The following is a 25,971-nucleotide window of genomic DNA, read 5'->3' as shown; positions in this document are numbered from 1 at the left end:
GTGATGCTTAGTGCCCCCAGAGTAACCAAAATACCGACAGTCTCACAATTATTATTTTTATCACCTTCAGTGAAGAGAAAGCAAAAGCCGCCTCTAACAAGGAAGCGGCTCGTTTTTCACACGGTTTTCTACTTAACACCGTTAAAAGACGCAGCCATCGCTACCGTCTGTCATTAGCCATATTTTTTCTCGAACTTGGCCATAAAGTCGACCAACGCTTGCACCCCTTCAAGGGGCATGGCGTTATAGATAGAGGCTCGCATGCCACCCACATCTCGGTGGCCTTTCAGCGCATGTAAGCCTTGTTCCGTTGCTTCAGCGAGGAAAGTCTCATCCAGGTCGCTGTTCGCCAACTGAAACGGCACATTCATCAAGGAACGATTGTCTTGGTGAATGTCATTACGATATAAGCTCGATTGATCAATAGCTTGGTAAAGCAAGGCTGCTTTTTGTTGATTGCGTGCATAAACGGCTTCAATCCCGCCTTGTTTTTTCAGCCATTTAAAGACTTCGGCGGCCAGATACCAGGCAAAGGTCGGCGGCGTGTTGAACATCGAGTCTTTCTCTACCAAGACCTTGTAATTAAGCACACTAGGAAGTACATCTCGCGCCAGTCCCAATAAGTCGTCACGTACAATCACCAGGGTCAGCCCTGCAGGGCCAATGTTCTTTTGCGCACCGGCGTAGATCACCCCATATTTAGATACGTCAATCGGACGCGACAAGATGGTCGATGACATATCGGCAACAATGGGTTTATTGGTCTCAGGCAAATCATTAATTTCAATGCCATCAATGGTTTCGTTAGGGCAGAAATGGACATAGGCTGCATCATCACTCAGTAGCCAGTCTTTCGCCGGCGAGATTGCACGTTTCCCCTCTCGCTCGCGGCGAACATTGATAACGTTGGGCGTACAATAGCGCTTGGCCTCTTTGACCGCACTTTCTGCCCAGTAACCGCCATCGACATAGTCTGCGATGGTGTGGTTCCCCATGAGATTCATGGGCACCGCGGCAAACTGTGCACGCGCGCCCCCTTGGCAAAATAGAATATGGTAGTTGTCAGGAATCACTAGGAGTTCGCGCAAATCTTGCTCTGACTGACGAGCAACGTTTAAGAATGCTTTGCTGCGATGCGACACTTCCATGACCGAGGTACCAAGGTCTTGCCAGTTCATCAATTCTTTTTGTGCTTTTAGCATCACTTCACGCGGCAACATCGCGGGGCCTGCGGAGAAATTATATACCTTATCCATGTTGGGGAGGGGCTCCTGCTTATTCATCACTTGTGGCCAGGAGGCCTACAAGGATTGACTCTGTTTTAAATGGTGTGTGATTGATTTAACACGTTTCGTGCGCAATTTGAAAGCGCCAACGCAGATTCGATCACAATTTCCATGCTCTCCTGTCAATAGGCAATAAAAAAGGGTGCAGTTCACTGCACCCTTAAGACGTTATCTAAGCGACGACTTACGCGTTTTGATCATCATCAGACGCGGGCGACTGATCGTTATCATCGCGTTGATCATCATCGGTAGGCACTGATGCCTCGCTGCCGTCCGACTGAGTGGTTGTGCCGGCTTCATTGGCCAAGGCTTCCATCTCATCTTCGTCTGGCTCTTCGATGCGCTGTAGGCCCACCACTTTCTCGTCATCACTGACGCGAATCAAGCGTACACCTTGGGTGTTACGCCCCACTTGACTCACCTCTTCTGCGCGAGTACGGACTAAGGTCCCCGCATTAGTGATCATCATCAGCTCATCGCCTTCACAGACTTGGATGGCACTGACAACGTCGCCATTACGCTCAGAGACTTTGATCGAAACCACCCCTTTGGTCGCACGACTCTTGGTTGGGTATTCTGCCAACGCTGTACGTTTACCAAAGCCGTTCTCGGTCACGGTCAAGATTTCCGCATTCTCTTGCGGCACAATCAAAGAGACGACCTGATCGTTTTCAGCCAATTGAATGCCTCGTACCCCCGCGGCGGTACGACCCATCGCGCGAACGGTGTCATTCGATGCGAGGAAGCGCACTACTTTACCGAATTGCGAGAACAGCATGACTTCACTGCTATCATCAGTGAGCTGGGCCCCAATCAGGCTATCGCCCTCACGCAAGTTCACTGCAATGATCCCGGCGCTACGTGGACGGCTAAAGTCAGTCAGTGGTGTTTTCTTCACGGTACCATGAGCTGTGGCCATAAAGACGTATTTGTCTTCTTCATACTCACGCACTGGCAGGATCGCGGTAATACGCTCATCTTCTTCCAGCGGGAGTAGATTCACAATTGGCTTACCGCGCGCATTACGCGATGCATGCGGCAGCTGATAGACTTTCAGCCAGTACATACGCCCGCGCGTCGAGAAGCACAGTATTGTGTCATGGGTATTAGCAACCAGCAGTCGCTCAATGAAGTCTTCATCCTTCATTCGCGTCGCTGATTTCCCCTTACCGCCACGGCGCTGCGCTTCATAATCGCTCAGAACCTGATACTTAACGTAACCATCGTGTGACCAGGTCACTACTACGTCTTCTTCATTGATAAGATCTTCAATATCAATGTCTGCACTCGCGGCAGTAATTTCGGTGAGGCGTTTATCGCCAAAACCATCACGGACGGCTTCGAGCTCTTCGCGGATCACTTCCATCAAGCGCTCGGTACTGGCCAAGATATGCAGCAGCTCCGCAATTTGCTCGAGCAGGCCTTTATACTCGTCCAGGATTTTTTCGTGCTCAAGCCCGGTGAGCTTGTGCAAACGTAAATCCAGAATCGCCTGTGCTTGTTGTTCAGTGAGGTAGTAAGAGCCATCATCACGGGCACCAAATTCTGGCGCCAACCATTCAGGACGCGCGTTTTCGCCACCCACAGCTTCCAACATGGCAGACACGCCACCGAGTCCCCATCCTTGATCTTGTAGCTCTTGTTTGGCTACCGCAGGCGTAGGGGCTTGACGAATAAGCTCAATGACTTCGTCGATGTTCGCCAGTGCAACCGCCAAGCCTTCCAAGATATGGGCACGGTCACGGGCTTTGCGTAATTCATAGACCGTGCGACGTGTGACCACTTCACGGCGGTGGTTAACAAAGCACTCAAGCATCCCTTTTAGGTTAAAGAGCTTCGGCTGGTTATTATCCAGCGCCACCATATTAATGCCGAATGACGTCTGTAATTGGGTTTGCGCATAGAGGTTATTAAGTACTACCTCAGCCACCGCATCACGTCGACACTCAATAACAATCCGCATGCCGTCTTTATCAGACTCATCGCGTAGCGCGGAAATGCCATCAATTTTCTTGTCTTTAACCAGCTCGGCAATCTTTTCAATCAAACGCGCTTTGTTGACTTGATAGGGGATTTCATTGACAACAATGGTCTCTTTACCATTTTTGTCGGTTTCGATATCCGCCTTGGCACGCAAGTAGATTTTTCCACGCCCTGTTTTATACGCGTCTTCAATCCCTTTGCGACCATTAATCATTGCCGCTGTCGGGAAGTCTGGGCCTGGAATGTGCTCCATCAGCTCATCAATAGTGATATCTTCATTATCGATATACGCCAGACATCCGTTAACAACTTCAGTAAGGTTGTGAGGTGGGATGTTGGTTGCCATCCCGACCGCAATCCCGGAGCCGCCGTTAACCAGCAGGTTGGGGACACGCGTTGGCAATACGTCCGGGATTTGCTCAGTACCATCATAGTTCGGCACATAATCCACGGTTTCTTTATCGAGATCGGCAAGCAGCTCATGGGCAATTTTCGCCATGCGCACTTCGGTATAACGCATTGCGGCTGCTGAATCACCGTCGATGGAGCCGAAGTTGCCTTGGCCATCTACCAACATGTAGCGCAGTGAGAACGGTTGCGCCATGCGCACAATCGTATCGTATACCGCACTATCACCATGCGGGTGATATTTACCGATTACATCGCCGACCACACGGGCCGATTTCTTATATGGCTTGTTCCAGTCGTTACCAAGTACGTTCATCGCGAATAATACGCGGCGGTGTACTGGCTTTAGGCCATCACGCACGTCAGGAAGAGCTCGGCCAACAATGACGGACATTGCATAGTCGAGATACGAGCTTTTTAGCTCCTCTTCGATATTGACTGGCGTGATCTCTTTAGCAAGATCGCTCATGGAGCCAACATCCCTCAAATAATGTTTGCGTATTCAAATACGTGACCACGGAGAATAACACAAACCCTCTTTGGAGACACGCGAATATGGCTAAGATGTATCACGGATCTCGTTAGCAGGCGCTCTGAACGCGTCTACACGGACAAAAAGCCACCACTTGCGTAGCTAACTATGGTTTTTTTACTAGGAAAGCCCACAAGGTGTCTGAGCGCGAAAAAGGAATAATTAGCTTAACTTGAGCACAAGATCACTTTTTTAGCAGGGGCCGAACTATCAACCATACTTAGAAGTGACATGCCTGACCGACCTAACGTTGGTCAACTTGATACTAAAGAGGAGGCATGATGCTCACTCGTATCGTTAACGCGATTGGTGCCTGCCTAATCGCAGGCAAATACCTTTTGGCTGGAATAATAGCGACCAGCGCCATCTTAACCGCGGCGTAACGCCGCTCCCTTCTGCACGGCGGTGGCTGGCCGTCGTGCTATTTCTTTATCTCTACATGTTACCTCCCACTCAGCGTCGCCGATCCCTATTCACGACACCCACCGGTCCCGCGAGAAGCACGGCTTCTTTTTATCGCGTTGGATTTCGTTATAATGCAGCAAAACCGATAAGGAAGCTGCAGTTATGAGCCAAGTACCCAATGTCGATCCGGCAGAAATTCAAAAATTCGAGGATATGGCCTCGCGTTGGTGGGATTTAGAGGGTGAATTTAAACCTTTGCATCAAATCAACCCATTACGCCTCGATTATGTCTTGGATAAAGCGGGCGGATTATTCGGCAAAAAAGTACTTGATGTCGGATGCGGCGGCGGCATCTTAGCTGAAAGCATGGCGCAGGAAGGAGCGGAAGTGACAGGACTGGACATGGGAAAAGAGCCTCTCACCGTCGCGCGGCTGCATGCCCTCGAAGCCGGAGTCGATGTGCACTACATCCAATCAACCGCGGAAGAACATGCCAGCAGCTATGCGCAGCAATACGACGTTGTCACTTGTATGGAAATGCTCGAACACGTGCCTGAACCCGCCTCCGTGATTCAAGCCTGTGCACAGATGGTAAAACCCGGTGGTCATGTCTTTTTCTCGACACTGAGTCGCAATGCCAAATCTTGGCTGTTCGCGATCGTCGGCGCGGAGCATGTGCTTAAATTGGTTCCCAAAGGCACCCATGAGCACCATAAGTTTATTCGCCCCTCAGAGCTGATGAACATGATTGATAACACCCCGCTAACGGCCAAAGACATGACAGGGCTGCATTACAACCCGGTGTTTGATACCTACAAACTTTCCAACGCCAATGTCGATGTGAATTATCTCGTTCACACCGTCGCGCCCTAGCCGACTGATAAGGAGCTCGCCAGCATGATCCCATCGACCATTCTCTTTGATTTAGATGGCACCTTGCTTGACACCGCCCCCGACATGGGTGAGGCCGCTAACCGCGTCCTCGCCGAGTTTGACTTGCCTCCTTTAACACGCGAGCAAATTTATACCCATACAAGTTTCGGTGCGCGCGGCCTGTTAAGTGCTGGGTTTGGCGAACAAGCACAATATCAAGACCCTGTTGCCCTCCGTGCGCGTTTTCTTCATCACTATGGGGACGCGATATGTCATGGCACCCAGCTTTACGCTGGCATAGACACCCTGCTCGATAAGCTGGATCAGTTACGTATCCCTTGGGGCATTGTGACGAATAAGCCCGAAGGGCTCACGCATCAGTTACTCGCCTTCTTCCCACGCCTGCAAAAGGCCAAAGTCATCGTTGGCGCCGATACCTATGCTCATGCCAAACCGCACCCTATGCCTTTGCTTGAAGCAGCCAAAAGCCTCAATTGTGTGCCACAACAAGGGCTGTATGTCGGAGACATTGAAAACGATATATTAGCGGCGCGCGCGGCGAATATGGGCGCAGCCGTCGCAGGATGGGGTTACACCGGTGATCAAGCCTTAGTTCATAATTGGAAAGCAGATCATATTTTCGCCAAGCCTGATCAACTTAGCGCCATTCTTGGATCCTAGTCACACCCCACATTTTGTGGGGTTTGCTGTCTTTTCAATCAGTTAAAAACGATCACTGATCATCGCTAAGATCAACCAAAATAAATTTTTTTTATTACCAATTTTTGCCTTTCAGTGATTGAAATTCTCACTAATCTTGTCGGCCTTGCGTCACTAGGTTGGTGATTACTAACTTTAGATATAACATCCCCAAGATATCCACACCCACCCTAACAAAGACTGGCTTGCAAAAAGCAGGTTATATCACTATCTTGTAACCGACTCGGACATCGCCCCCTATATATAGTGTATGAGCGACGAGATGTCCGCATAGAGGCCGACCAAAAAATCATCAGCATTTTATAAAAACTTGCGAAAAAGAGCAGTTTGGCAAGGGAATATTGGGAAAGCATACAAATGAACCAAGAAATTACCGTATTAAAGCGTGATGGACGCAAAGAAAACTTAAACCTCGATAAAATCCATCGCGTAGTGACTTGGGCTGCCGAAGGCCTCTCAAACGTTTCTGTTTCTCTGGTTGAGATGCGCTCTCACATCCAGTTTTACGATGGCATGCGCACGGAAGATATTCACGAGACAATCATCAAAGCCGCTGCCGATCTAATCTCCGAAGAAAGCCCAGATTATCAATATCTTGCGGCGCGTTTGGCCGTCTTCCACTTACGTAAAAAAGCCTATGGCCAGTTCGAGCCACCTAAGCTGGTTGATCATGTCAAAAACATGGTCGAGAAAGGCAAGTATGATAAGCATATCTTGGAAGATTACAGCGAAGAGGAGCTCGATACCCTAGACAGTTACCTCGATCACTGGCGCGATATGAACTTCTCATACGCCGCGGTGAAGCAGCTGGAAGGTAAATACCTGGTGCAAAACCGTGTCACCGGTGAGATTTACGAAAGCGCACAGTTTTTGTACATGATGGTCGCTGCCTGCCTGTTTGCGTCATACCCTAAAGAAACGCGTTTGGACTACATTCGTCGTTTTTATGATGCTGCCTCGCAGTTTAAGATCTCACTGCCAACGCCTATCATGTCCGGCGTACGTACGCCTACACGTCAATTTAGCTCTTGCGTATTGATTGAGTGTGACGATAGCTTGGACTCTATTAATGCCACATCCAGCGCGATTGTTCGCTATGTATCACAACGCGCAGGTATAGGTATTAACGCGGGCCGTATTCGCGCGTTGGGTAGCCCTATCCGAGGTGGCGAAGCCTTCCACACTGGCTGTATCCCGTTTTATAAATATTTCCAAACGGCGGTGAAATGCTGCTCGCAAGGCGGCGTTCGTGGTGGCGCAGCAACCTTATTCTATCCAATTTGGCACCGTGAAGTGGAATCGCTGCTGGTATTGAAAAACAACCGCGGTGTAGAAGAAAACCGTGTACGCCATATGGATTATGGTGTGCAAATCAATAAGTTGATGTATACCCGCCTACTTAAAGGTGGCAACATTTCCTTGTTCTCTCCGTCAGATGTGCCTGGCTTATACGACGCCTTTTTCGAAGACCAAGACGAGTTCGAGCGTCTATATACCCAATATGAAGCGGATGCCTCTATCCAGCGCGAAACAGTCAAAGCGGTTGATCTGTTCTCACTGATGATGCAAGAGCGCGCCTCAACAGGCCGTATCTACGTTCAAAACGTTGACCATTGTAATACCCATAGCCCGTTTGATGCATCGGTGGCACCTATTCGTCAGTCGAACCTGTGTTTAGAAATCGCGCTGCCGACCAAGCCACTGAACAATGTTGAAGATGAGAACGGTGAGATTGCACTGTGTACGCTATCCGCCTTTAACCTGGGTGCGCTTGAATCACTCGACGAGCTGGGTGAACTGGCCGACTTGACCATTCGTGCGCTTGATGCGTTATTGGACTATCAAGATTATCCGTTACCTGCCGCGCGCAAAGCGACCATGAACCGCCGTACACTCGGTGTGGGTGTGATTAACTTTGCCTATCACCTCGCCAAGCACGGTGTACGTTATTCGGATGGCAGTGCGAATGGCCTTACGCACCGTACCTTTGAAGCGATTCAATATCACTTATTGCGTGCATCCGTGGAGCTGGCGAAAGAAAAAGGCGCGTGTCCTGCGTTTAACGAAACCACTTATTCGCAAGGTATCCTTCCTATCGATACCTACAAGAAAGACTTGGATGCGATTTGTGATGAGCCGTTACACTTGGATTGGGAAACCTTGCGCAAGGATATCCAAACCCATGGTTTGCGTAACTCAACACTGACCGCTTTGATGCCATCAGAAACGTCGTCACAAATTTCAAATGCCACCAATGGCATTGAACCACCACGTGGTTTTGTCTCGGTGAAAGCCTCAAAAGATGGCATTCTCAAACAAGTGGTACCTGAGTATCACAAGTATAAAGATAATTACGAACTGCTCTGGAACATTGGCAGCAATGAAGGCTACTTACAGCTAGTCGGTATCATGCAAAAATTCGTCGACCAAGCGATTTCTGCCAACACCAATTATGATCCGAGCCGACATGCAAGCGGTAAAGTTCCTATGAACCAGCTGCTTAAAGATTTGCTCACCGCGTACAAACTGGGGGTTAAAACCCTGTACTACCACAACACCCGTGATGGCGCGAGCGATGGTCAGTCGGAATCAACCGCGGCGCAAGCTGCTGAAGACGATTGTGCCGGCGGTGCATGTAAGATCTAACACACGACATGCAAAGGGCCTCTGGGCCCTTTTCTAGAGGTTTATAAGATTCATGGCTTACAGTACGTTTTCTAAAATCAACAATGACCCGCTCAAAGAACCCATGTTCTTGGGTCAGTCCGTTAATGTTGCCCGCTACGATCAGCAAAAATATGAAATTTTTGAAAAACTGATCGAAAAGCAGTTGTCGTTCTTTTGGCGCCCAGAAGAAGTGGACGTATCGAGCGATCGTATTGATTACAACAAGCTACCTGAACATGAAAAGCATATTTTCATCAGTAACTTGAAGTATCAAACGTTGCTGGACTCTATCCAAGGCCGCAGCCCTAACGTCGCGCTACTCCCATTGGTCTCTATTCCAGAACTCGAAACCTGGATTGAAACCTGGAGCTTCTCTGAAACCATTCATTCTCGCTCTTATACCCACATTATTCGTAATATTGTGGCTGATCCGGCGATTGTGTTTGATGACATCGTGATGAATGAGCACATTCAAAAGCGCGCAGAAGACATTGCCCAGTATTATGATGACCTTATTCAGCTGAGTAACTATTATCACCAACTTGGCGAAGGGACGCATTCGATCAATGGCCAGACAGTCACAGTCAGCCTGCGCGCGCTGAAGCGCCAGCTGTATTTGTGCCTGATGTCGGTCAATGCGCTTGAAGCGATTCGCTTCTATGTCAGTTTTGCATGCTCCTTTGCCTTTGCCGAGCGTGAACTGATGGAAGGTAATGCTAAGATCATCAAGTTTATTGCCCGTGACGAAGCCTTGCATCTGACTGGCACGCAGCACATGCTCAACATTCTACGTAGCGGTCAAGACGACCCTGAGATGGCCGACATTGCCAAAGAATGCGAGCAAGAGTGTTTTGATCTGTTCAAGAAAGCGGCTGAGCAAGAAAAAGACTGGGCTGAGTATTTGTTCCGTGACGGCTCGATGATCGGCCTGAACAAAGATATCTTGTGTCAGTATGTTGAATATATCACCAACCTAAGAATGTCTGCCGTGGGTTTAGCGCCTGCCTATGACAATGCGACACAAAACCCCATTCCTTGGATTAACGCTTGGCTGTCCTCGGATAATGTTCAGGTGGCCCCACAGGAAGCAGAAATTAGCTCATACCTAGTCGGTCAGATCGACAACGAAGTCAGCGTCGAAGACTTTGGTGACTTCGAACTATGACCCGCATCACCATCGAAGTGAACGGCATAACGGTGGGTGGCAACACCCACCAAAACTTGCTAGAGCAGTTAGAAGACGCCGGTATTCAGCCTGAATATCAATGCCGAAATGGCATGTGTGGCGCATGCCGCTGTAAGCTTAATCAAGGGTCTGTCACGCAGGGAGAAAGCATGGCCTTTGTGATGCCAGGCGAAATCCTCGCTTGTCAAAGTGCGCCGCAGACTGATGTGTCCATTGCGTTCGACTACCAACCCGCTGACATCAAGAAACAAGTTAACGAGGCGTAATACAATCGCCTCGCCTTCCCTTCTCTTACCGACCTTCTATTCTATGCTGTCTGCATCAATATAAATATCGTCATGTCGCGTCAGTGAGGCATAATCGGCAATCACCGTATATCCATTTAAATAACGCCTTAACATATCTAACAATACAGTGGAGATGTAGCAGCGCGCATCGTCGTGAGACAGTTGCCGTTTAAAGCTTAAACGCTGCCCCCACTCACCCTCGGGCGTGGAGATAGCCACACAGATTTGTCCGTGAAGTTCCGGACCACAGGCAAGGCCAATTTGCTTTTGCTCGGGGCTGATCGTCGCACTGGCCATCGCCAGTGAGGCTGCTAACGGATTGGCCAACGCTTGCTCTGGCACATGGGCGTTCGACATCACCCAGCCTTGTTCAACCAAATAAGCCGCTTGCCCATTGAGTAAGCTTGATAGCCAGCCACCGGTGAACTGCTCAGCCACTTTCAACGCAATACCGTGACGATTAACATCAAACGCTAATGCTGAAGCCATTGGCTCATTATATGACACCACATAATCAGCGAGCCGCTGTTGCAGCGCCTCAAGTATGGTGTCTTTTTCATCATGCTCTGCATCAATAAACAGCTTCACCTCAATAAAAGGCAAACTCGAGCGATATCCCAGTGACACATCGTCAGGAAGCACTAATGATGCCATCACGTCACTGATCCCGGACTCTGACAAGCCAAATGTAAACAAACGGTAACACGATCGCGCTTTTGCCGCGTAAACATGTAACAACTCAGGAAGGATTTGGCGCTCAACCATGTCGAAAAACTCAGAGGGCACACCAGGTGTAAAATAAAAATGACATCCATTGAGTTCACAGTGAAAACCACACGCCGTCCCTTTCGGGTTCTCAATTAAGCGCGCACCGTCAGGTAACATCGCTTGCTTAAGGTTGCTTTGTGCCATCGGCCGGCCGTGTCGCTCAAAGCGCTGTTTCAGCTCATCAAGCCACGCTTCGTTCAGTGTTAGCTCAACCCCCATCGCCGATGCCATTGCTGCCGTAGTGAGATCGTCTGTGGTCGGTCCCAGTCCTCCGTTCACAATGACCACTTGCTCTGTCTGTGATAATCGAACCAGCTCGATCGCCATATCATCAAGGTCATCTCCAATGGTCACGCGACGAGACATTGTTAGCCCGTTCTCAAATAATGTCCTTGATAGCCATGCTGCATTGGTATCCGTGATATCTCCCAGCAACACTTCCTCTCCGGTAGAAAGCATCGCGATTTGTGACATTGGTGCTTGATGTTGTTGGTTTTCCACCCTGCCGCTCCTTATTGGTCACCGTGATTCGTCTTTGATTATGACATTAGACCGCTCGATTCACTACCCCATCCTAACCGTACACTTTACTTTACTTATACGTACCTTTAGCATTACACGCATCCGTTTTTTTATCTGCATAGACAGTGCACAATGCGCATAAATTCACGTTATCTTTTGTGCGAACACAACAATTAACTTTTTATTAACACTGGTTAAACATAATATGAATAAAGTACTAGGAAGTTCGCTGATTATCGCAGGGACAACCATTGGCGCAGGCATGCTAGCTTTACCACTTGCCTCCGCTGGTATTGGATTTGGGGCATCGATGGCATTAATGGGGGCGATGTGGGCTCTGATGACCTACACAGCGCTGTTAATGCTAGAGGTCCATCAGTACGCTGACGCGGATGCCACATTGCACAGTCTGGCCAAACAGTTTTTAGGGGATAAGGGCAAGTGGCTTGCCTCATTCGCCATGTTGTTCTTATTTTACTCTCTGTGCGCTGCTTATATTGCGGGCGGTGGGAGCCAGCTCAATGAGAAGCTGGCACAATGGTCAACCATCGAGCTACCGCCAGCAGCCGGTGCAGTGTTGTTCACCCTCGTATTTGGCTTAGTGGTGACTCTGGGTACGAGTAAAGTGGATTTAATCAACCGTGGTTTATTTACTGTTAAAGTCTTATTCCTGATTTTAGCGTTAACCTTACTCACCCCACACGTCTCCAGTATTAACCTCGTAGAGATGCCAGTCGAAAAAGGGCTCTTGGTCGCTGCACTGCCCGTTATTTTCACCTCTTTTGGCTTCCACGGCAGTATCCCCTCGATTGTACGTTATGTCGGGATAGATCTGCCTTCACTACGTAAAGTGATGATCGTCGGCTCGACTCTTCCACTTGCACTGTACATTTTTTGGCAAGTCGCGAGTTTAGGAACAGTGGCACAAGCTACCTTGGTGCAAAACGGTGAACTGTCTCAGTTCGTTGCCATCATCCAATCGGTGGTGCAACAAGATTATATCGCCTCCAGTATTTCGCTTTTTGCTGATTTAGCCTTAGCCACGTCATTTCTCGGCGTTAGCTTAGGATTATTTGACTTTATTTCCGATAGCTTTAATCGCCAAGACAGTGTGCGTGGCCGCTTGCAAACCGCCGCTATTACTTACTTACCGCCTTTGGTGTTCGCACTTTTCTACCCTCAAGGGTTTATCACTGCGTTAGGTTACGCGGCAATTGCTCTGGTGATTCTTGCGGTGGTGCTACCTGTGCTGATGGTGCGTAAAGCACGTCAAACCGTCTCGACGGATGAGCATTATCAGGTGATTGGTGGGAATCTTGGCCTTAGCTTGGCAATGGTGGGAGGCATAAGCGTTGTGGTGGCACAGTTTATAGGCTGATCATCGTTCGCGAAGTATCCAATGATTCAATGGCGCCCCACTGACTCTGGGGCGTCATTGCGTTTTACGCGTTTCATCCACCCATCAAGCCGCGTACCAGCGTGCTGACCCCAGCTAAGGTACAGAGTAGCAACATTGCCCGACGGACGAGATGCGGTTTCACCTTTGGTGCGACCCGATAAGCAAGCCATGTCGCCACCAGTACAGCAGGCACCGCAAAAGCCGCTTGCTTTAAGTGCCACCATGTCAGAAAGTCCGTGGCGCTTAAGGCGATCAAAGACAAGATGCAGCTGATCGCAAAGTACCCCGCCAGGCATGCGCGCATCTTATTGACATCAGCGTGTTGCAGTACAAGGGCCATTGGCGGGCCACCAATACTCGTCGTCGTGCCCATCACCCCAGAGGTAAAACCGGCGACAAAAAAGTTTCGTCGATTAGGGGCAATGTCAAAGCGCATGACACTGGCCAATACTGCGATTAAGACGGCTGCCCCGATGATAATTTCCAGCATTTGTGTTGTGACGACCAACATCACGCCTCCGGCCACGGCAGTACCTGGCACACGGCCTAAGTAAGCCCAACTAAGATCACGAAATGAGAGTTGATGCCGATATTGCCAAGCATTAATGCTCGCCAATGTCAGTCCCACCATAGAAATGGTGGTTGGGACGAGTTTGGGATCAATCATCAGCAATAGTGGTGCCGCCACAATCGCCATACCAAAGCCTACCAAGCTTTGCACAAAACAGCCGAGACCCAAGATCATGGCCACCGCTATGGAAACGCCGATATCAGGCATAAAAAGTAACTTCAGGTAAAGATAGGTAACCAGAGTGTAACGATTTACTCAATCTTGAGCGAGCTTTTACGGCTGATCATCTTATCGACACTTGTTCACCGCGCGTAACACGTCAGGGATGGGCTGGTGTGCTGGGCGCATTAATCATTTCAGCATGAATCAATAGATTGCGAGGCGTCAATTCACGCTCACAAAACTGCATCAGACTCACCGAGTATCCGTGTTGCTCAAGATATAACACCCTGTCCAACACCAGCCATATTTCCATTGCTCGGCGAAAAGCGCTCTTAACGACGTTGATTTGTTCGAGAATGGAAAAACGCACCTCCCCGCGGCGAAAGTAGCCATCCACATCGAAATCATCGGGTAACGAGAGCCCTTTTTGTGCCGCACCCCAACGACAGAATTCCGCAAACCCTTGGCTAAGTTGTGATTTTTTCAGTGCAGGTAATGGCAAGTAATGATCCTGGTTTTGCCAGTCTCGCTGCCATTCATCAAAGCCTAAGCGATAAATAACTTCCTGTTCCCGTTGGCGACGCACTCGCTGTCCGCCAGTCACCGATTCTTGGACGGCAAGTTTAAGGTCAGCTTTTGTCAGCCGCATTCCCGTATTCTGGGCGACATCCGAGAGTGGCTGATAAATCTCCCCCCGAATCAGCTGATAGCAACATGGAGAGACGGATAGACGCGGCATACCACACGTCACTGCTTTTTGCAGGAGCGTTACATGCAAGTCGCCGCAGGCATGTAACGCTAATCCGTGATCACAACCGGCCATCACAGCGGCAGCCTCCGTGCCCATGGCATCTAAGGGATAAAATCGCATCGCGAGGGCGTTGCGCTGTGCAAACGCTTGTCCTTGATCACAAAGTGCTTTTTGCCATTCGATACTCTCAACCGGCTTATCGGTCACCGATGAGATGGCACGCCCGAGATACCCTTTTCCGGCACACCATTCGAGATAGCGTACCGTCTCCCCGTGAGTGGGAACCGCACCGATGTATGCCTCGATTTGCGCCCACTTTCTTCCCGGAACCCCTACCGCCAACCGCGGATCCACACCCACCTTGGTCGTACTCGCCTGCGGTACAGCAGTCAGTTCGGTCAATGACGCCAACGCAGGCCACCAGCTCGACAACTGGGTAATCACAGCTTCAGGTGCTGCCTTGAGTGCTGTTATCTGGGAATAATCCAAGCTGGCTAGCCAAGCGCACAATGCGTCTTCTTCCTGCCACGGTAAACATCTATGTGCCATTGGCATCGGTTGCCATAACCACTGAAACTGGGTAAGAAGTTGGGTTAATTGAGTGAACTGTTGCTGAAAAGAGACGGAAGACATGGCTGCTATCAGGACTTGAATAAAAGCGTGATCAAAAAAGGCTGCTTGACGCAGCCATATCGTACACGGGAAGTTTAGCGAATTGGCAGCGGAATGTCCTTAAACATGGCATCAATTTCTTCGTTTGAACGCAGAGCCACCGCTTTATCTATCATATTGCGCGTCAGGTGTGGGGCGAAGCGTTCAATAAAGTCATACATGTAGCTGCGAAGGAAGGTGCCTTTACGAAATCCAATTTTGGTCGTGCTAGCACCAAAAATATGGCTAGCGTCAATGGCGACCAGGTCCGAGTCAGCTTGACTATCCATCGCCATACTGGCGATAACGCCAACCCCTAACCCTAACTTCACATAGGTTTTAATTACGTCCGCGTCTGTGGCGGTAAATACAATCTTGGGAGTGAGATGGGCGCGATGGAACGCCTCATCCAACTCTGAACGCCCGGTAAAACCGAAGACATAGGTCACAAGAGAATAGGCCGCTAAATCCTCAATGGTGATATTGTTTTTTTTCTGTGCCAGTGGGTGATCAGGCGTCACAATAATCGAACGATTCCAGTGGTAACACGGCAGCATCACTAAGTCTTCATAGAGGTGGAAAGCTTCGGTCGCGATAGCAAAATCTGATGTGCCTTTGGCGACCGAGCTGGAGATCTGCGTCGGCGTTCCCTGATGCATATGCAAAGAGACTTTAGGGTAGCGGGCAGTAAATGCTTTGATCACATCGGGCAATGCATATCGTGCCTGTGTGTGGGTGGTGGAAATATTGAGATTTCCCATTTCTGGATGAGTATGTTCACTCGCCACCGCTTTAATGCTTTCCACCCGAGACAAAATACTTTGAGATATTTCCACAATGGCCTCACCAGCAGGAGTGACTTGGGTAAGGTGTTTGCCACTGCGCTCAAATATTTGCACGCCTAGTTCGTCTTCTAGTAATCGAACTTGTTTACTGATCCCAGGCTGAGAGGTATACAAACTCTCTGCGGTCGCAGACACATTTAGGTTGTGGTTGACGACCTCAACGATATATCTAAGCTGTTGTAATTTCATAGTGCAGACGCGCGAGCCTCATGGGTTAAGTGACAGCATTGGGTTGTGATAGATTATTTATATACCCAAATTAGACTATTTAATAGGCTTTGGTTATATAAACGTTAGCGATTGCACATTCACTAAGCAATTTGGTGAACAAATAGGGTATTGCCCAATCGCTAAAATCCGATTATTTCAACCAGTTTATCGCCAAGTGCACGATTATGGGCCACACTATTACCAGCGCATGCGAATCGGATGTAATGTGCAGAGTTAGATGCGGATCACTCATGCTGCCTCCATCCTTGATTGATGCTATCTCTGTCGGTTGAGATCGTGTATCTTAACCAGTTGAGTTTATTACAAGGAACATCGACGCTGAATTATGAATATTGCCTTGATAGCTGGCCTTTGTGTCATATTGCTCGGCCTGATTGTCGGCTACAACATATTGGCTCAACAACGTAAGCAAATTGAATCTCACAAGCGCCAAGAGATGGCTAAGCACATTGCAGTGATTGACGCCACTGAAGAGCTGATTGGTAATGCACATAATCTGCCATATAGCGGGACGCTGTTGGTTTGCTTGAATAAGAAGATCCTAGATTCTTTGAAAGCCATGTACGAGATTGATAATTCCGATAAATCTATCAAGCAACGTATTAGTGCGACGCAAGCGCAGATCGATGAAATCAAACAAAGCTACTCAAACCGCGAGTCGACTTCCTTTAAAGTGCCAGATAACGATCGACAAGCGATTTCGATGCTCAAGCTAGTAAAACGTCTGCGCTCCGTGGTAAAAGCGGAGCACTCTAAGGGACGACTAGCGACGCAAGCGTTTGTGGCTGAGAACGCACGCTTGGAAAAGATGCAACTTAAAATCAATATTGAGAATGTGATTAAGCGTGCCAATGACGCCAAGCAAAAAGGGCAAATGGGCACCGCTCAGCAGTTATTGAAAAAAGCCATTGATGTGGTCTCGCCCAAAACCGATGATTACTCTCAAGAGATGAAAAAGCATTTAGAGCAAATGCATAGCGATATTACCCATACACTGAATACGGGCCATGAAAAACTCCAGTCGGAGCAAGAAGAAGAAAGAAGCGATCTAGACGAGTTGTTTGCACCGAAAAAGAAATGGTAAGTCAGCTCACGTAGGCTCAAAACAAAGGCGCGTTCATCACGCGCCTTTTGCTTATTCTTCTCACCCATGCGTTCATTCTAGACGCGCACTCTCTCAACTAACGAGGCAAAAGATGCGCTTCAATATGATTCAGCACCCCATCTGCCGCTTGTTCAAGCAAGTCTAACACCCGCTCAAAGCCGTCAGGGCCACCATAATAAGGGTCGGGGATCGGCCCCTCGGTATGCTCGCCCCAGTGGAGAAATAAAGACAGCTTGCCTTGGTGCTCGGGTGGGCATTGTGCTTGCAAGTCAGCCAGGTTGCTCTCATCGGCTGCCAGAATCATGTCATGACACACAAAGTCTGCAGGGCCGACCTGGCGCGCTCGAATACCTTCAAACGAGTAGCCTCTCGCCTGCCCTGCCGCTTGGCTACGTCTATCAGGCGGGTTACCCTGGTGATAACCTGCCGTGCCCGCCGAATCAATATCGACTGCCAAGCCTCGCGCCTGTGCGCGAGTACGTAATACGGCTTCTGCGGTGGGCGAACGACAGATGTTACCCAAGCACACCACCAAAACACTGGGCCTTTGATTATCAGTTGTCATCAGCGTCAAACCTCCTTATTGATAAGCCCTCAGATTACCAATAAGGCTAAGCACTGCCTATAGTGAGGCAGGTAATACTCGGTGATAGGGCAGTTTGTCAGCACCTATGCTGGCACGGAATAATCCACAACAATAATGTCTTCCAGGATAGGACGAAATATCGCTTTTAGCGCCTCATGTTCAGGATGCGGTAAATAGCGCTCCCGCGCAGCACTATCACGAAACGTCATCACAATCACATGCGTGTAGCCTTGGTCTTTACCTTCTGGGCTGTTGTTTTCTCCCCATTCGACCGGCCCAACGCCATCAATGACGCTAGGCATTGATTCAAATTTATCTTTCAATGCTTGGATCTGATCATCGCGCGCGTTAGCGGTAAAACGAACAAGCAATACATGACGAATCATTTCTTTTCTCCTCGTGTCACTATTCCATCCGATCCGTCAAAAACGTTTTAAACGCCTGCCAAGACTTTTTATCAGCTTTTTCACGGTACCTCTCCGAGCCAAATACGGTAAACGCATGCGGCGCCCCACCATACACTTGCGACCAGTAATCGACACCCGCCTGCTCTAGCGTTTGTATAAAGGTCGCAAAATCTGCCATGGGCACCGCTTTATCCGCCCCACCATGAGCAATAAACAGTGGCGCAATGTCCTCTGAATAGCCTTGGCCATCTGGCGTGCCCAAACCGCCATGAAAACTCGCGTAGCCACTGACAGGCATATTGCCTGGATTGCGTGCAAGCTCTAACGTCACCGTGCCACCGAAACAATAGCCAGCCACTACTGGCTGCGTCACACCTTGCGATTGCGCGGCACTCATCCCTGCTTCAATCAGCTCGCGCATCCGCACTCTGTCTTCATACAGTGAACGAGTCGCCGCTTTCTTCGCCTCTAGACTGGTCGGTCGATTCCCGGCGCCAAACATGTCCAATGCGAACGTACGATAGCCTAAGTTTGCCAGCATATCCGCACGTTGACGTTCGTAGTCCGTTAGCCCATCCCAGTCATGAATAATCACCACACTGCCGTTCTCAAAAGAAGCAGGGATCGCCAGGTAGCCGGAAAATGCCTCCCCGTCTAACTGATAACCTATCTGTTTACCCGCCACAGCAGGCAGCGAGCATAGAGCCAACAAAGCAATAAGAGCGTGCGTTCCTTTTCTCATCATAGCGTCCTTTGGCTGGGGCCGTCGGTTTGCGGCCAGAATGTCATGGGTGGCATCCACCCTATCGTCCCTTTACTATAGACCTAAGTTAACCAAAGGTTGGAAATCACATGTCAGAACACAGTCATCAACAGCGCCAGCAAAAACTGAAAGAAAAAGTCGATGCTCGGATTGACGCCGCACAACAAGAAAAAGGGCTATTTCTTATTATTACAGGCAACGGCAAAGGCAAATCGACATCCGCTTTTGGCACCGTCGCACGCGCGGCAGGCCATGGTTTCAAATGCGGGGTGGCGCAGTATATCAAGGGAACGTGGGCATGCGGTGAGCGAGACTTACTCAGGCAGCATGGCGTGGACTTTCATGTGATGAGTACAGGGTTTACCTGGGATACCCAAGATAAAACAGCCGACACGCAAGCCGCACAAAAAATCTGGTCAGCATGCAAAACCATGCTCAGCGACCCTAGTTATGATTTGGTCGTCTTGGACGAAATCACCTATATGATCACCTATGGCTACATTGACCTGGACGATGTCATCGATGCAATTAGCCAACGCCCAAGTGAGCAATCTGTGCTGATCACGGGTCGAGGCGCTCACCGTCGTTTAATCGAAATCGCCGATACTGTCTCTGAAGTTCGCAATGTCAAACATGCGTTTGATGCCGGCATTAAAGCGCGCCAAGGCATTGATTGGTAACCTTTGACAACGTGAGACAATACGTGTGCACGGCGTGCGCTCATTGTTTTTCAGAGGCCGTCGCCGGTAAGGCGGCAGATGAGATGGGCTCGGCCCAACGCGGGTCAGTTTGCTGACACGACTGCCGGCAGAGTTTGGCGTCAATCGATTGATCGCCCAACAAACGTTGCCACAACGCGGGTAGCGCGGTCTCGGGCAACGGGCCAGGCTCAAGTTGTTTGGGCGACACAGGGTACCAGTCCCCGTCTGTATTTTGTTCTGCCAGTAAAAACTGGAACGGCTGATAGGCGGCCACACCAAAGCGCAAGTCGGTGACTACCTGCTGCCCGTTTCGGTTTTCAAAGCGAATAAAATTACGTGAAAACGTCCGCAGAGCGCTGAGGGTATCAGAGTTGGCCAGTGGCCACTCTCCTAGAGGCTGCGCCACCCAATCAATTGACGGGTTGGCATCAAGTCGTGAGGCTAACCCCTCCCAGTATTGCTCTTCGCCACTGACGACCACACGCCACAGTAAGGTATTAAACGGCGTTGGCATAATGATTAACGGCTGGCCTTCCAGCAAGGTTCCTTGTGTTTGTTCGGCAACACGGGTTTTTATTTGTTGGAGCTGGTACACAGAGCTGGCCAAGTAAAGGCTCGAGACCATCAACCCAACACCACATGCCTTGGCTCCCAGATGGCGCCATACCAATGCGCTGATGAGCGCAACCAGTAGAGGCACCGTATACAGGGGATCGATAATAAACAGACTCGCCACCGCTACCGATGGCACCTCAAGCGGCCAGAATAGCTTGGTTCCATATACCGTCATTGCATCGAGCAATGGATGGGTGACAAGCACCGCGATGACTAGCGTCATCACTTGCCAAAGTGGCCACTGGCGCTGCCAGCGCCACCAGCACCATGCAATGAGTGCACCGACCCAAGGCAACACAAACAACGAGTGGCTAAACCCACGGTGATTCACAGTGTTCGCCACCGGATCGCCATAGTCAATCAAGACATCAAGGTCCGGGAGAGTCCCGAGTGCCGCGCCCGCCAATAGCACTTTCGGTGAGCAACGTTTGCCCGCGACCAAGCCCGCGACCGTTGCTCCTAGCGCTGCTTGCGTGACAGAATCCATAAACCGTCCTTTAATGGCTTTGCATTAGATAGCCCAATAGCTTGTCAGCCGATCACTGAAATAAATTAAGGAGTTTATCAGCGGTTTCTTTGACCTTATCGTCATCCGCTTTATCACCCAGTAGCTTTTTCAACCCTCGTTGCGCCTCTTTGCGGGCTTTTTCTTCCAACGCGTTATTACTGCTGAGTAGCTGCTTAATGTTTAGTTTATAGCTCGGCGATTGCCAGGTACCGGCCACCGTCACTGGGATGGTGACATCACGCAGTTCATCAATATCTTTACCGCCCTGGCCTTTACTGGTCTCGACCACCGAGGTATAGACATTAAAATCGAGTGTCTCTTGTAACAGATCGGTTTGTCCGTCACTACGTACCCGAAGCGCGGGCGCTTCCAACAGTAAGTCGGTGGTGCGAGCCATGCCGTTACCTAAGGTAAAGCTCGCAGTGAGTGCGCTAAAGTCTGTTTTACGTACTTCATTGGCGGCCGCTGCCGACTCACCTTTCAGCGTCGCTTTCGCCTCTCTGAGCATCTGTGCCAAGTTTATCCCATTAATCGCGCCATCTTCGAAGAAAATAGCGACACTGCCTTGAATCGCTTGACGCAATGCATACTGCGACAAACCTTTGCCCTGTACATTGATATCGACGTTACCCTTACCCTCTAAAAGATCAACCTGGGCAGCGTCTTCCAGCAGCGGAAGCACTTGGATCCCACGTGCTTTTTTACTCACCTGATAGCGAGCGGGCGTTTGCGTAGCATCTAACATCCCTTGCACAACCACGCTGCCTTCATAGGCTTGCGTCGTCAGCTCTGACACGTCGACCTTGCCACGGTCGATGGCCACCGTCGCGCGTGTTTGCCCTAAGGTAACGTTACTCACAGTAAGCCCTTTCATTGCCAGTGAGCCGGCAATATCTAGCGTCTTCAACACACTCAAATCAGGCTCTTCTTTGCTCAGTGGCGCCGCTTGCGTACTCGGGCTGGATTTATCATTAGAGCCAGATTCACTATCTTTTGCAGATTGATTAGGCGCTGCATTGTCTGTCGGTATCAGCGTATCGAGGTCAATGTGGTTGGTATTCAGCGCAAAGCGAACTTGGGGGATCTCCGTCAATTTAACTGCCACTTTGCCATCCACCACAACATCATCGTCGTTTAATCGGCTGATCAATTCACTGACCGTCAACGTTTGCTGGTTGATGTCAAACACAATATCAGCGGCTAGCGCTTGGCTAAGCGACTGGTTGGGGATTGGCTCGCCAGACACCGTCGTGAGCATGTCTAACCCCTGAACCGTGATCTTATCTTGCGTCGTTGCGATAGTGACCTGGGCTTGCCCCGAGCTTTCAACGTCGATGTCTGCGGTTTGCGCGTTGATATTAAAGCCCAACTGCGCCGCCTCACCCAGCGCCAAACGATCGAGGGTGAGGTTCGCTTGTTCTAGGGTCAGTGCACCTTGCTCGGCGGAGAGCGTCAACGCCAGTTTGCGCATCTGGCTTTGTATCAGGTCACTGGCCAATTTCAACTCACCTTGACCTTCCAGCTCAACACGAGCGTCATTTTGCTCGCCGCGCAACGACACTGACAGTGGCGTCCACACATCCGTCGCCAGATTGCCCACCTCAAGATCCACATCGCGCAACGCTGTCATGGTGCCCGCTTGGTCATCTTTGACGACCACACTCGCGTTGGCCACACTGAGCCCTTGTAGCGATACGTTCCACGCCTTTGCCTCGGTGCTCGTGCTATCAGCGGATGTGCCTGATTGTGGCGCTGGCTCAGCTTGAGGCTCAGCCGTCGGCGATGTCGCGATGAGGTTGCTCTCCCCATTACTCAGGGTTTGAATAAACACATGTGGGTCTTGCAATGTAATTTCGCCGATCTGCAAGGTTTGCGACATCAAAGGCAACACATCGACAGAGAGGCGGGCTTGAGATAAGCGCATCAAATCGGGTTCATCAAAGCCGGGGCGATTTTTTATCGCGACATCCTCGATTGAAAAACCCAAACTTGGCCAAAACTGCCAAGCAATGTCGCCACCGATCACCATGTCATAGCCTGTCTGTTTTTTAACTTGCTCGACCAACAATGGCTTAAACTGGTTAGGATTAATGGTGGCGAGCAAAGCGGCGATGCCACCCATGACGACCACCACCAAAACAGCGAGAGTAAGGGCGATTTTTTTTATCATTGCAAGATGCTCCTTGTGCGTAACAGGCGATACCACTTACGAGAGATACCCGCATTATCGACCATGATTTCGCGATCGGGTTCCACGTTAACAAAAAAATGCGCCCGTAGGCGCATTGCAATCGTTAAACCTTGTCTTGGCTAATGCGAGAGGCAACTGCCCCTTGCTGATTTTTATACTTTGCGTTGTCGCGTTTGTTATACGGCTTATCAGCCGCGCCCGACATAGGCTCAAAACTTAACGCACCAATCGGCATACCGGGTCGTAGCGCCAAGGGCAAACGACCATTGTTATAGAACTCCAGCACAATACGGCCCGACCAGCCCGGGTCAATCCGGTGCGCAGTCACATGCACCATCAGCCCTAAACGTGCCAACGACGAGCGGCCATCAAGCCAGCCGACGATATCGTCAGGAAGGGTCACCGCTTCATGCGTGACAGCAAGCGCGAGCTGGCCTGGATGAAGATAAAAAGCCTCACCATCAGCAATCTCAATTTCATCACTCATCACACGTTCAAGCTGGGCATTGACCTCTTCTTTCGGGCCAGACAGATCGATAAATGCTGCGCCGTGGTCATTAAACACCCGGAATTGATTGCCCAAAGTCACATCCGCCGTCACACCAGAAATCGAAGCCTCTGCCGGACGTGGCTCAATTTTGATGCGGCCATCATCAAGGTGTTCTTTGATATGCCTGTCGCATAGTCGCATCGGATAGTCCTCACGGTTAATAGATGGGGCGATACATTCACGCACCGCATTCATTTAGCTTGTTGTCCACTGCATAAAAAGCAGCGAGATTGAGGTCAGTGAAACCATCATACCCAAATCAGGCTTTCAGTAATCGCGCGATATGCGCTTTTAACACATCAATCGCAATGCGGTTTTTACCCCCACGTGGCACGATAATATCGGCATATTGCTTTGACGGCTCAATAAACTGCATAAACATAGGGCGGACCGTCTTCTGATATTGTTCCATCACGGAGTCCATGGTGCGGCCACGTTCAGCCACATCACGTTTCATGCGGCGCAACAAGCAAATATCAAGGGGAGTATCCATAAAGACGCTGGCATGGATCAGATTGCGCAGGCGTGGATCGGTTAGCAACAGGATCCCTTCCAAAATGATCACCTTTTTGGGTGTCATGGTGGTGGTTTCATCCATGCGGGTATGCTCTGAGTAGCTGTACACAGGCACATCGACAGACTGACCTGCCGCGAGGCTTTCTAGGTGCTCGCAAAGCAAGTCATGGTCTAGCGCTTGTGGATGGTCATAGTTGGTTTGTACGCGCTCTTCCATGCTGAGATGGCTTTGATCTCGGTAATATCTATCTTCCGTGATCACGCCGATTTGATGATCGCCGACTTTTTCCTTTAATTCCTTATAAATGGTGCTAGCGATCAGGCTTTTACCGGAAGCAGAGGCACCTGCTATGCCGATAATAACGCATTGGTGGTTGTTGTCACTCATAATATGAATACCCAGAGGAAGCTTGGCGGAATCTACATAAACCGCCTGATTATAGGGAGTTGAAGCCGCTGGCGCCAGAGAAAATCACGCTTCCCTGACTGACCCGCTGCTTTAAGCCTGCGATATCTGCACGTTGCTCAATCAGGGCGACACCGTTTGTACGCTTATTTGTTCAGGGCGCGTTTCCCCTTGCCAATAAAGCTGACTGGCGACGGTGGCGGCCATTTGGCGATAGACAGCAGCATGCTCGCTGTCAGGGCGCGCCACCATACTCGGTGTGCCTGCGTCTATGTCCTCACGAATCGCGACATGAAGCGGCACTTGAGCTAACACTGGCACGCCTTGCTCACGAGCCATTTTCGCTGCACCACCAGTACCAAAAATCGCTTCATGATGACCGCATTGTGAGCAAATATGGTAGCTCATGTTTTCAATTACCCCGAGAACCGGCACCTGTACTTTCTCAAACATCGCCACGCCTTTAATCGCATCAGCCAGTGCGAGATCTTGTGGCGTGGTAACCACCATCGCTCCCGTCACCGGAAACTGCTGCGCCAAGCTAAGCTGAATGTCACCGGTGCCTGGTGGCATATCAACTACCAAATAATCAAGCTCGGGCCAGCGGGTTTCATTGATCAATTGAGCAAAGGCTTTCGAGGCCATTGGCCCACGCCACACAGTGGCATTATCAGCGGGCACCAGGTAACCAATTGAATTAGAGGCAATACCATGACGCATCACAGGCTCCATCAATTTGCCATCATGGGTTTGCGGCTCGCTGTCTTTAGCGCCGAGCATAATCGGGAGCGATGGGCCATACACATCCGCATCGACAATGCCCACCGATGCCCCTTCCGCCTGCAGTGCCAGTGCCAAATTGACCGCCGTCGTCGATTTACCCACACCGCCTTTGGCCGAGCTCACCACTAACAGGTTTTTCACCCCTTTGACGGGCGACTTATCACCACTTTTTAATGGCGCCACTCTCTGTGTCAGTTGAAACTGCTGCGCCAATGTCGTCGACTGGGCATTCAGCCAGTCATTGAGTGCCTGCATCACTGACGCCGCTGCAAATGGAAACGTCACTTTAAAGCCGTGTTCAGTCACGCTCACCCAATATGGTTGGCTTGCCCACTGCTCCACCAAACGCGGATGTGAAAACTGATTCAATAGACTCACTGCGTCATCCACATTGGTCAGCGGGGCGGCCGTGTCTTTTTTTTGTTTTTGTGCTTTTTTCTTTTTAGAGCCAAACAACATGCATCACCATCCCATTGATTAAAATATATTAGGCCGGATAGCTAACGTTTAACGGATAAACAGCCTCACTCACGGCCTGCACTAGGCAAGGCATATCGTATCAGGTAAGATTTCCGCAATCATTCCATTCATAT

Annotated in this window: 22 protein-coding genes; 8 read left to right on the top strand and 14 right to left on the bottom strand. The window is 50.0% G+C overall.

The genetic code is table 11. The features are described 5' to 3' along the window. Positions 1-173 precede the first annotated feature (173 nt). Together serC and gyrA are read right to left on the bottom strand one after the other, a co-directional pair. Positions 174-1,256 carry a 3-phosphoserine/phosphohydroxythreonine transaminase gene (serC, locus tag EHW58_RS03760; protein WP_046073497.1) on the bottom strand — a complete coding sequence of 361 codons (1,083 nt, stop codon included), beginning with the start codon at positions 1,254-1,256 and terminating at the stop codon, positions 174-176. A gap of 214 nt (positions 1,257-1,470) precedes the next feature. After that, complete coding sequence (gene gyrA / locus EHW58_RS03755; RefSeq protein WP_152794832.1) at positions 1,471-4,146, bottom strand: DNA topoisomerase (ATP-hydrolyzing) subunit A; 2,676 nt, start codon at positions 4,144-4,146, stop codon at positions 1,471-1,473. Between the two features lie 630 nt (positions 4,147-4,776). Here gyrA and ubiG point away from each other — a divergent pair. The 5 genes from ubiG to yfaE all read left to right on the top strand — a co-directional run bounded on the left by ubiG (position 4,777) and on the right by yfaE (position 10,326). Continuing rightward, positions 4,777-5,487 (top strand): bifunctional 2-polyprenyl-6-hydroxyphenol methylase/3-demethylubiquinol 3-O-methyltransferase UbiG, encoded by a 711-nt coding sequence (ubiG, locus tag EHW58_RS03750; RefSeq protein ID WP_152794830.1) that lies wholly within the window; start codon positions 4,777-4,779, stop codon positions 5,485-5,487. 24 nt (positions 5,488-5,511) lie between these two features. Beyond that, a complete protein-coding gene (gene gph / locus EHW58_RS03745) occupies positions 5,512-6,168 on the top strand; it encodes a phosphoglycolate phosphatase (protein ID WP_077579235.1) in 657 nt (218 codons plus the stop codon). A gap of 396 nt (positions 6,169-6,564) precedes the next feature. Further along, entirely contained in the window at positions 6,565-8,853 is a 2,289-nt protein-coding gene (nrdA, locus tag EHW58_RS03740; RefSeq protein WP_046073501.1) for a class 1a ribonucleoside-diphosphate reductase subunit alpha, read from the top strand. Between the two features lie 52 nt (positions 8,854-8,905). Then, positions 8,906-10,039, top strand: coding sequence for a class Ia ribonucleoside-diphosphate reductase subunit beta (nrdB, locus tag EHW58_RS03735; protein ID WP_077579233.1), 1,134 nt, complete (start codon positions 8,906-8,908; stop codon positions 10,037-10,039). Continuing rightward, positions 10,036-10,326 carry a class I ribonucleotide reductase maintenance protein YfaE gene (gene yfaE, locus EHW58_RS03730; RefSeq protein ID WP_046073503.1) on the top strand — a complete coding sequence of 97 codons (291 nt, stop codon included), beginning with the start codon at positions 10,036-10,038 and terminating at the stop codon, positions 10,324-10,326. Before nrdB ends, yfaE begins: the two co-directional genes overlap by 4 nt. A gap of 36 nt (positions 10,327-10,362) precedes the next feature. Here the strand turns inward: yfaE and EHW58_RS03725 are convergent, their stop codons facing one another. Next, positions 10,363-11,616 (bottom strand): CinA family nicotinamide mononucleotide deamidase-related protein, encoded by a 1,254-nt coding sequence (locus EHW58_RS03725; protein ID WP_370517141.1) that lies wholly within the window; start codon positions 11,614-11,616, stop codon positions 10,363-10,365. A 226-nt stretch (positions 11,617-11,842) separates the two neighbouring features. On the opposite strand from EHW58_RS03725, the gene tyrP reads away from it, so the two are divergent. Next, positions 11,843-13,015, top strand: a complete 1,173-nt coding sequence (gene tyrP / locus EHW58_RS03720) for a tyrosine transporter TyrP (protein ID WP_046073504.1) — start codon at positions 11,843-11,845, stop codon at positions 13,013-13,015. A 73-nt stretch (positions 13,016-13,088) separates the two neighbouring features. On the opposite strand, the gene EHW58_RS03715 is transcribed toward tyrP, so the two are convergent. The 3 genes from EHW58_RS03715 to cysB form a co-directional block, all read right to left on the bottom strand. Beyond that, complete coding sequence (locus EHW58_RS03715) at positions 13,089-13,814, bottom strand: sulfite exporter TauE/SafE family protein (protein ID WP_152794828.1); 726 nt, start codon at positions 13,812-13,814, stop codon at positions 13,089-13,091. 112 nt (positions 13,815-13,926) lie between these two features. Further along, on the bottom strand, positions 13,927-15,153 hold the full coding sequence (locus EHW58_RS03710; RefSeq protein WP_152794826.1) for a methyltransferase: 1,227 nt from the start codon (positions 15,151-15,153) through the stop codon (positions 13,927-13,929). A 74-nt stretch (positions 15,154-15,227) separates the two neighbouring features. Further along, positions 15,228-16,205 (bottom strand): HTH-type transcriptional regulator CysB, encoded by a 978-nt coding sequence (gene cysB, locus EHW58_RS03705; RefSeq protein ID WP_152794824.1) that lies wholly within the window; start codon positions 16,203-16,205, stop codon positions 15,228-15,230. Positions 16,206-16,572: 367 nt separating this feature from the next. On the opposite strand from cysB, the gene EHW58_RS03700 reads away from it, so the two are divergent. Further along, positions 16,573-17,331 carry a DNA repair protein gene (locus EHW58_RS03700; protein WP_152794822.1) on the top strand — a complete coding sequence of 253 codons (759 nt, stop codon included), beginning with the start codon at positions 16,573-16,575 and terminating at the stop codon, positions 17,329-17,331. A gap of 97 nt (positions 17,332-17,428) precedes the next feature. Here EHW58_RS03700 and EHW58_RS03695 read toward each other — a convergent pair whose 3' ends face one another. The 3 genes from EHW58_RS03695 to EHW58_RS03685 all read right to left on the bottom strand — a co-directional run bounded on the left by EHW58_RS03695 (position 17,429) and on the right by EHW58_RS03685 (position 19,090). After that, positions 17,429-17,917, bottom strand: coding sequence for a low molecular weight protein-tyrosine-phosphatase (locus EHW58_RS03695; RefSeq protein ID WP_152794820.1), 489 nt, complete (start codon positions 17,915-17,917; stop codon positions 17,429-17,431). A 104-nt stretch (positions 17,918-18,021) separates the two neighbouring features. Further along, complete coding sequence (locus EHW58_RS03690; protein WP_077605942.1) at positions 18,022-18,324, bottom strand: Dabb family protein; 303 nt, start codon at positions 18,322-18,324, stop codon at positions 18,022-18,024. Between the two features lie 19 nt (positions 18,325-18,343). Further along, positions 18,344-19,090 carry a dienelactone hydrolase family protein gene (locus EHW58_RS03685; RefSeq protein WP_227486488.1) on the bottom strand — a complete coding sequence of 249 codons (747 nt, stop codon included), beginning with the start codon at positions 19,088-19,090 and terminating at the stop codon, positions 18,344-18,346. Positions 19,091-19,197: 107 nt separating this feature from the next. Between EHW58_RS03685 and cobO the strand changes: the two genes are divergently transcribed. After that, positions 19,198-19,788, top strand: coding sequence for a cob(I)yrinic acid a,c-diamide adenosyltransferase (gene cobO, locus EHW58_RS03680; RefSeq protein WP_152794818.1), 591 nt, complete (start codon positions 19,198-19,200; stop codon positions 19,786-19,788). Positions 19,789-19,828: 40 nt separating this feature from the next. Here the strand turns inward: cobO and EHW58_RS03675 are convergent, their stop codons facing one another. The 5 genes from EHW58_RS03675 to apbC form a co-directional block, all read right to left on the bottom strand. After that, positions 19,829-20,911 carry a metal-dependent hydrolase gene (locus tag EHW58_RS03675; RefSeq protein ID WP_077579225.1) on the bottom strand — a complete coding sequence of 361 codons (1,083 nt, stop codon included), beginning with the start codon at positions 20,909-20,911 and terminating at the stop codon, positions 19,829-19,831. 52 nt (positions 20,912-20,963) lie between these two features. Further along, on the bottom strand, positions 20,964-23,102 hold the full coding sequence (locus EHW58_RS03670; protein ID WP_152794816.1) for an AsmA family protein: 2,139 nt from the start codon (positions 23,100-23,102) through the stop codon (positions 20,964-20,966). 124 nt (positions 23,103-23,226) lie between these two features. After that, positions 23,227-23,814, bottom strand: a complete 588-nt coding sequence (gene dcd, locus EHW58_RS03665; protein WP_046073840.1) for a dCTP deaminase — start codon at positions 23,812-23,814, stop codon at positions 23,227-23,229. 118 nt (positions 23,815-23,932) lie between these two features. Further along, entirely contained in the window at positions 23,933-24,577 is a 645-nt protein-coding gene (gene udk, locus EHW58_RS03660; RefSeq protein WP_077605938.1) for a uridine kinase, read from the bottom strand. A 141-nt stretch (positions 24,578-24,718) separates the two neighbouring features. Next, entirely contained in the window at positions 24,719-25,837 is a 1,119-nt protein-coding gene (apbC, locus tag EHW58_RS03655) for an iron-sulfur cluster carrier protein ApbC (RefSeq protein WP_152794815.1), read from the bottom strand. Between the last annotated feature and the right edge of the window lie 134 nt (positions 25,838-25,971).

Origin of the sequence: Salinivibrio sp. VYel1 (genome assembly GCF_009377945.1) — a bacterium.
Taxonomy (GTDB): Bacteria; Pseudomonadota; Gammaproteobacteria; order Enterobacterales; family Vibrionaceae; genus Salinivibrio; species Salinivibrio siamensis.
This window is presented reverse-complemented; position numbering and strand designations above follow the sequence as displayed.

Coding starts and splice junctions, on each gene's coding strand:
- serC (WP_046073497.1), bottom strand. CDS start 1,256: ATGGATAAGGTATATAATTTCTCCGCAGGCCCCGCGATGTTGCCGCGT.
- gyrA (WP_152794832.1), bottom strand. CDS start 4,146: ATGAGCGATCTTGCTAAAGAGATCACGCCAGTCAATATCGAAGAGGAG.
- ubiG (WP_152794830.1), top strand. CDS start 4,777: ATGAGCCAAGTACCCAATGTCGATCCGGCAGAAATTCAAAAATTCGAG.
- gph (WP_077579235.1), top strand. CDS start 5,512: ATGATCCCATCGACCATTCTCTTTGATTTAGATGGCACCTTGCTTGAC.
- nrdA (WP_046073501.1), top strand. CDS start 6,565: ATGAACCAAGAAATTACCGTATTAAAGCGTGATGGACGCAAAGAAAAC.
- nrdB (WP_077579233.1), top strand. CDS start 8,906: ATGGCTTACAGTACGTTTTCTAAAATCAACAATGACCCGCTCAAAGAA.
- yfaE (WP_046073503.1), top strand. CDS start 10,036: ATGACCCGCATCACCATCGAAGTGAACGGCATAACGGTGGGTGGCAAC.
- tyrP (WP_046073504.1), top strand. CDS start 11,843: ATGAATAAAGTACTAGGAAGTTCGCTGATTATCGCAGGGACAACCATT.
- EHW58_RS03715 (WP_152794828.1), bottom strand. CDS start 13,814: ATGCCTGATATCGGCGTTTCCATAGCGGTGGCCATGATCTTGGGTCTC.
- EHW58_RS03710 (WP_152794826.1), bottom strand. CDS start 15,153: ATGTCTTCCGTCTCTTTTCAGCAACAGTTCACTCAATTAACCCAACTT.
- cysB (WP_152794824.1), bottom strand. CDS start 16,205: ATGAAATTACAACAGCTTAGATATATCGTTGAGGTCGTCAACCACAAC.
- EHW58_RS03700 (WP_152794822.1), top strand. CDS start 16,573: ATGAATATTGCCTTGATAGCTGGCCTTTGTGTCATATTGCTCGGCCTG.
- EHW58_RS03695 (WP_152794820.1), bottom strand. CDS start 17,917: ATGACAACTGATAATCAAAGGCCCAGTGTTTTGGTGGTGTGCTTGGGT.
- EHW58_RS03690 (WP_077605942.1), bottom strand. CDS start 18,324: ATGATTCGTCATGTATTGCTTGTTCGTTTTACCGCTAACGCGCGCGAT.
- EHW58_RS03685 (WP_227486488.1), bottom strand. CDS start 19,090: ATGATGAGAAAAGGAACGCACGCTCTTATTGCTTTGTTGGCTCTATGC.
- cobO (WP_152794818.1), top strand. CDS start 19,198: ATGTCAGAACACAGTCATCAACAGCGCCAGCAAAAACTGAAAGAAAAA.
- EHW58_RS03675 (WP_077579225.1), bottom strand. CDS start 20,911: ATGGATTCTGTCACGCAAGCAGCGCTAGGAGCAACGGTCGCGGGCTTG.
- EHW58_RS03670 (WP_152794816.1), bottom strand. CDS start 23,102: ATGATAAAAAAAATCGCCCTTACTCTCGCTGTTTTGGTGGTGGTCGTC.
- dcd (WP_046073840.1), bottom strand. CDS start 23,814: ATGCGACTATGCGACAGGCATATCAAAGAACACCTTGATGATGGCCGC.
- udk (WP_077605938.1), bottom strand. CDS start 24,577: ATGAGTGACAACAACCACCAATGCGTTATTATCGGCATAGCAGGTGCC.
- apbC (WP_152794815.1), bottom strand. CDS start 25,837: ATGTTGTTTGGCTCTAAAAAGAAAAAAGCACAAAAACAAAAAAAAGAC.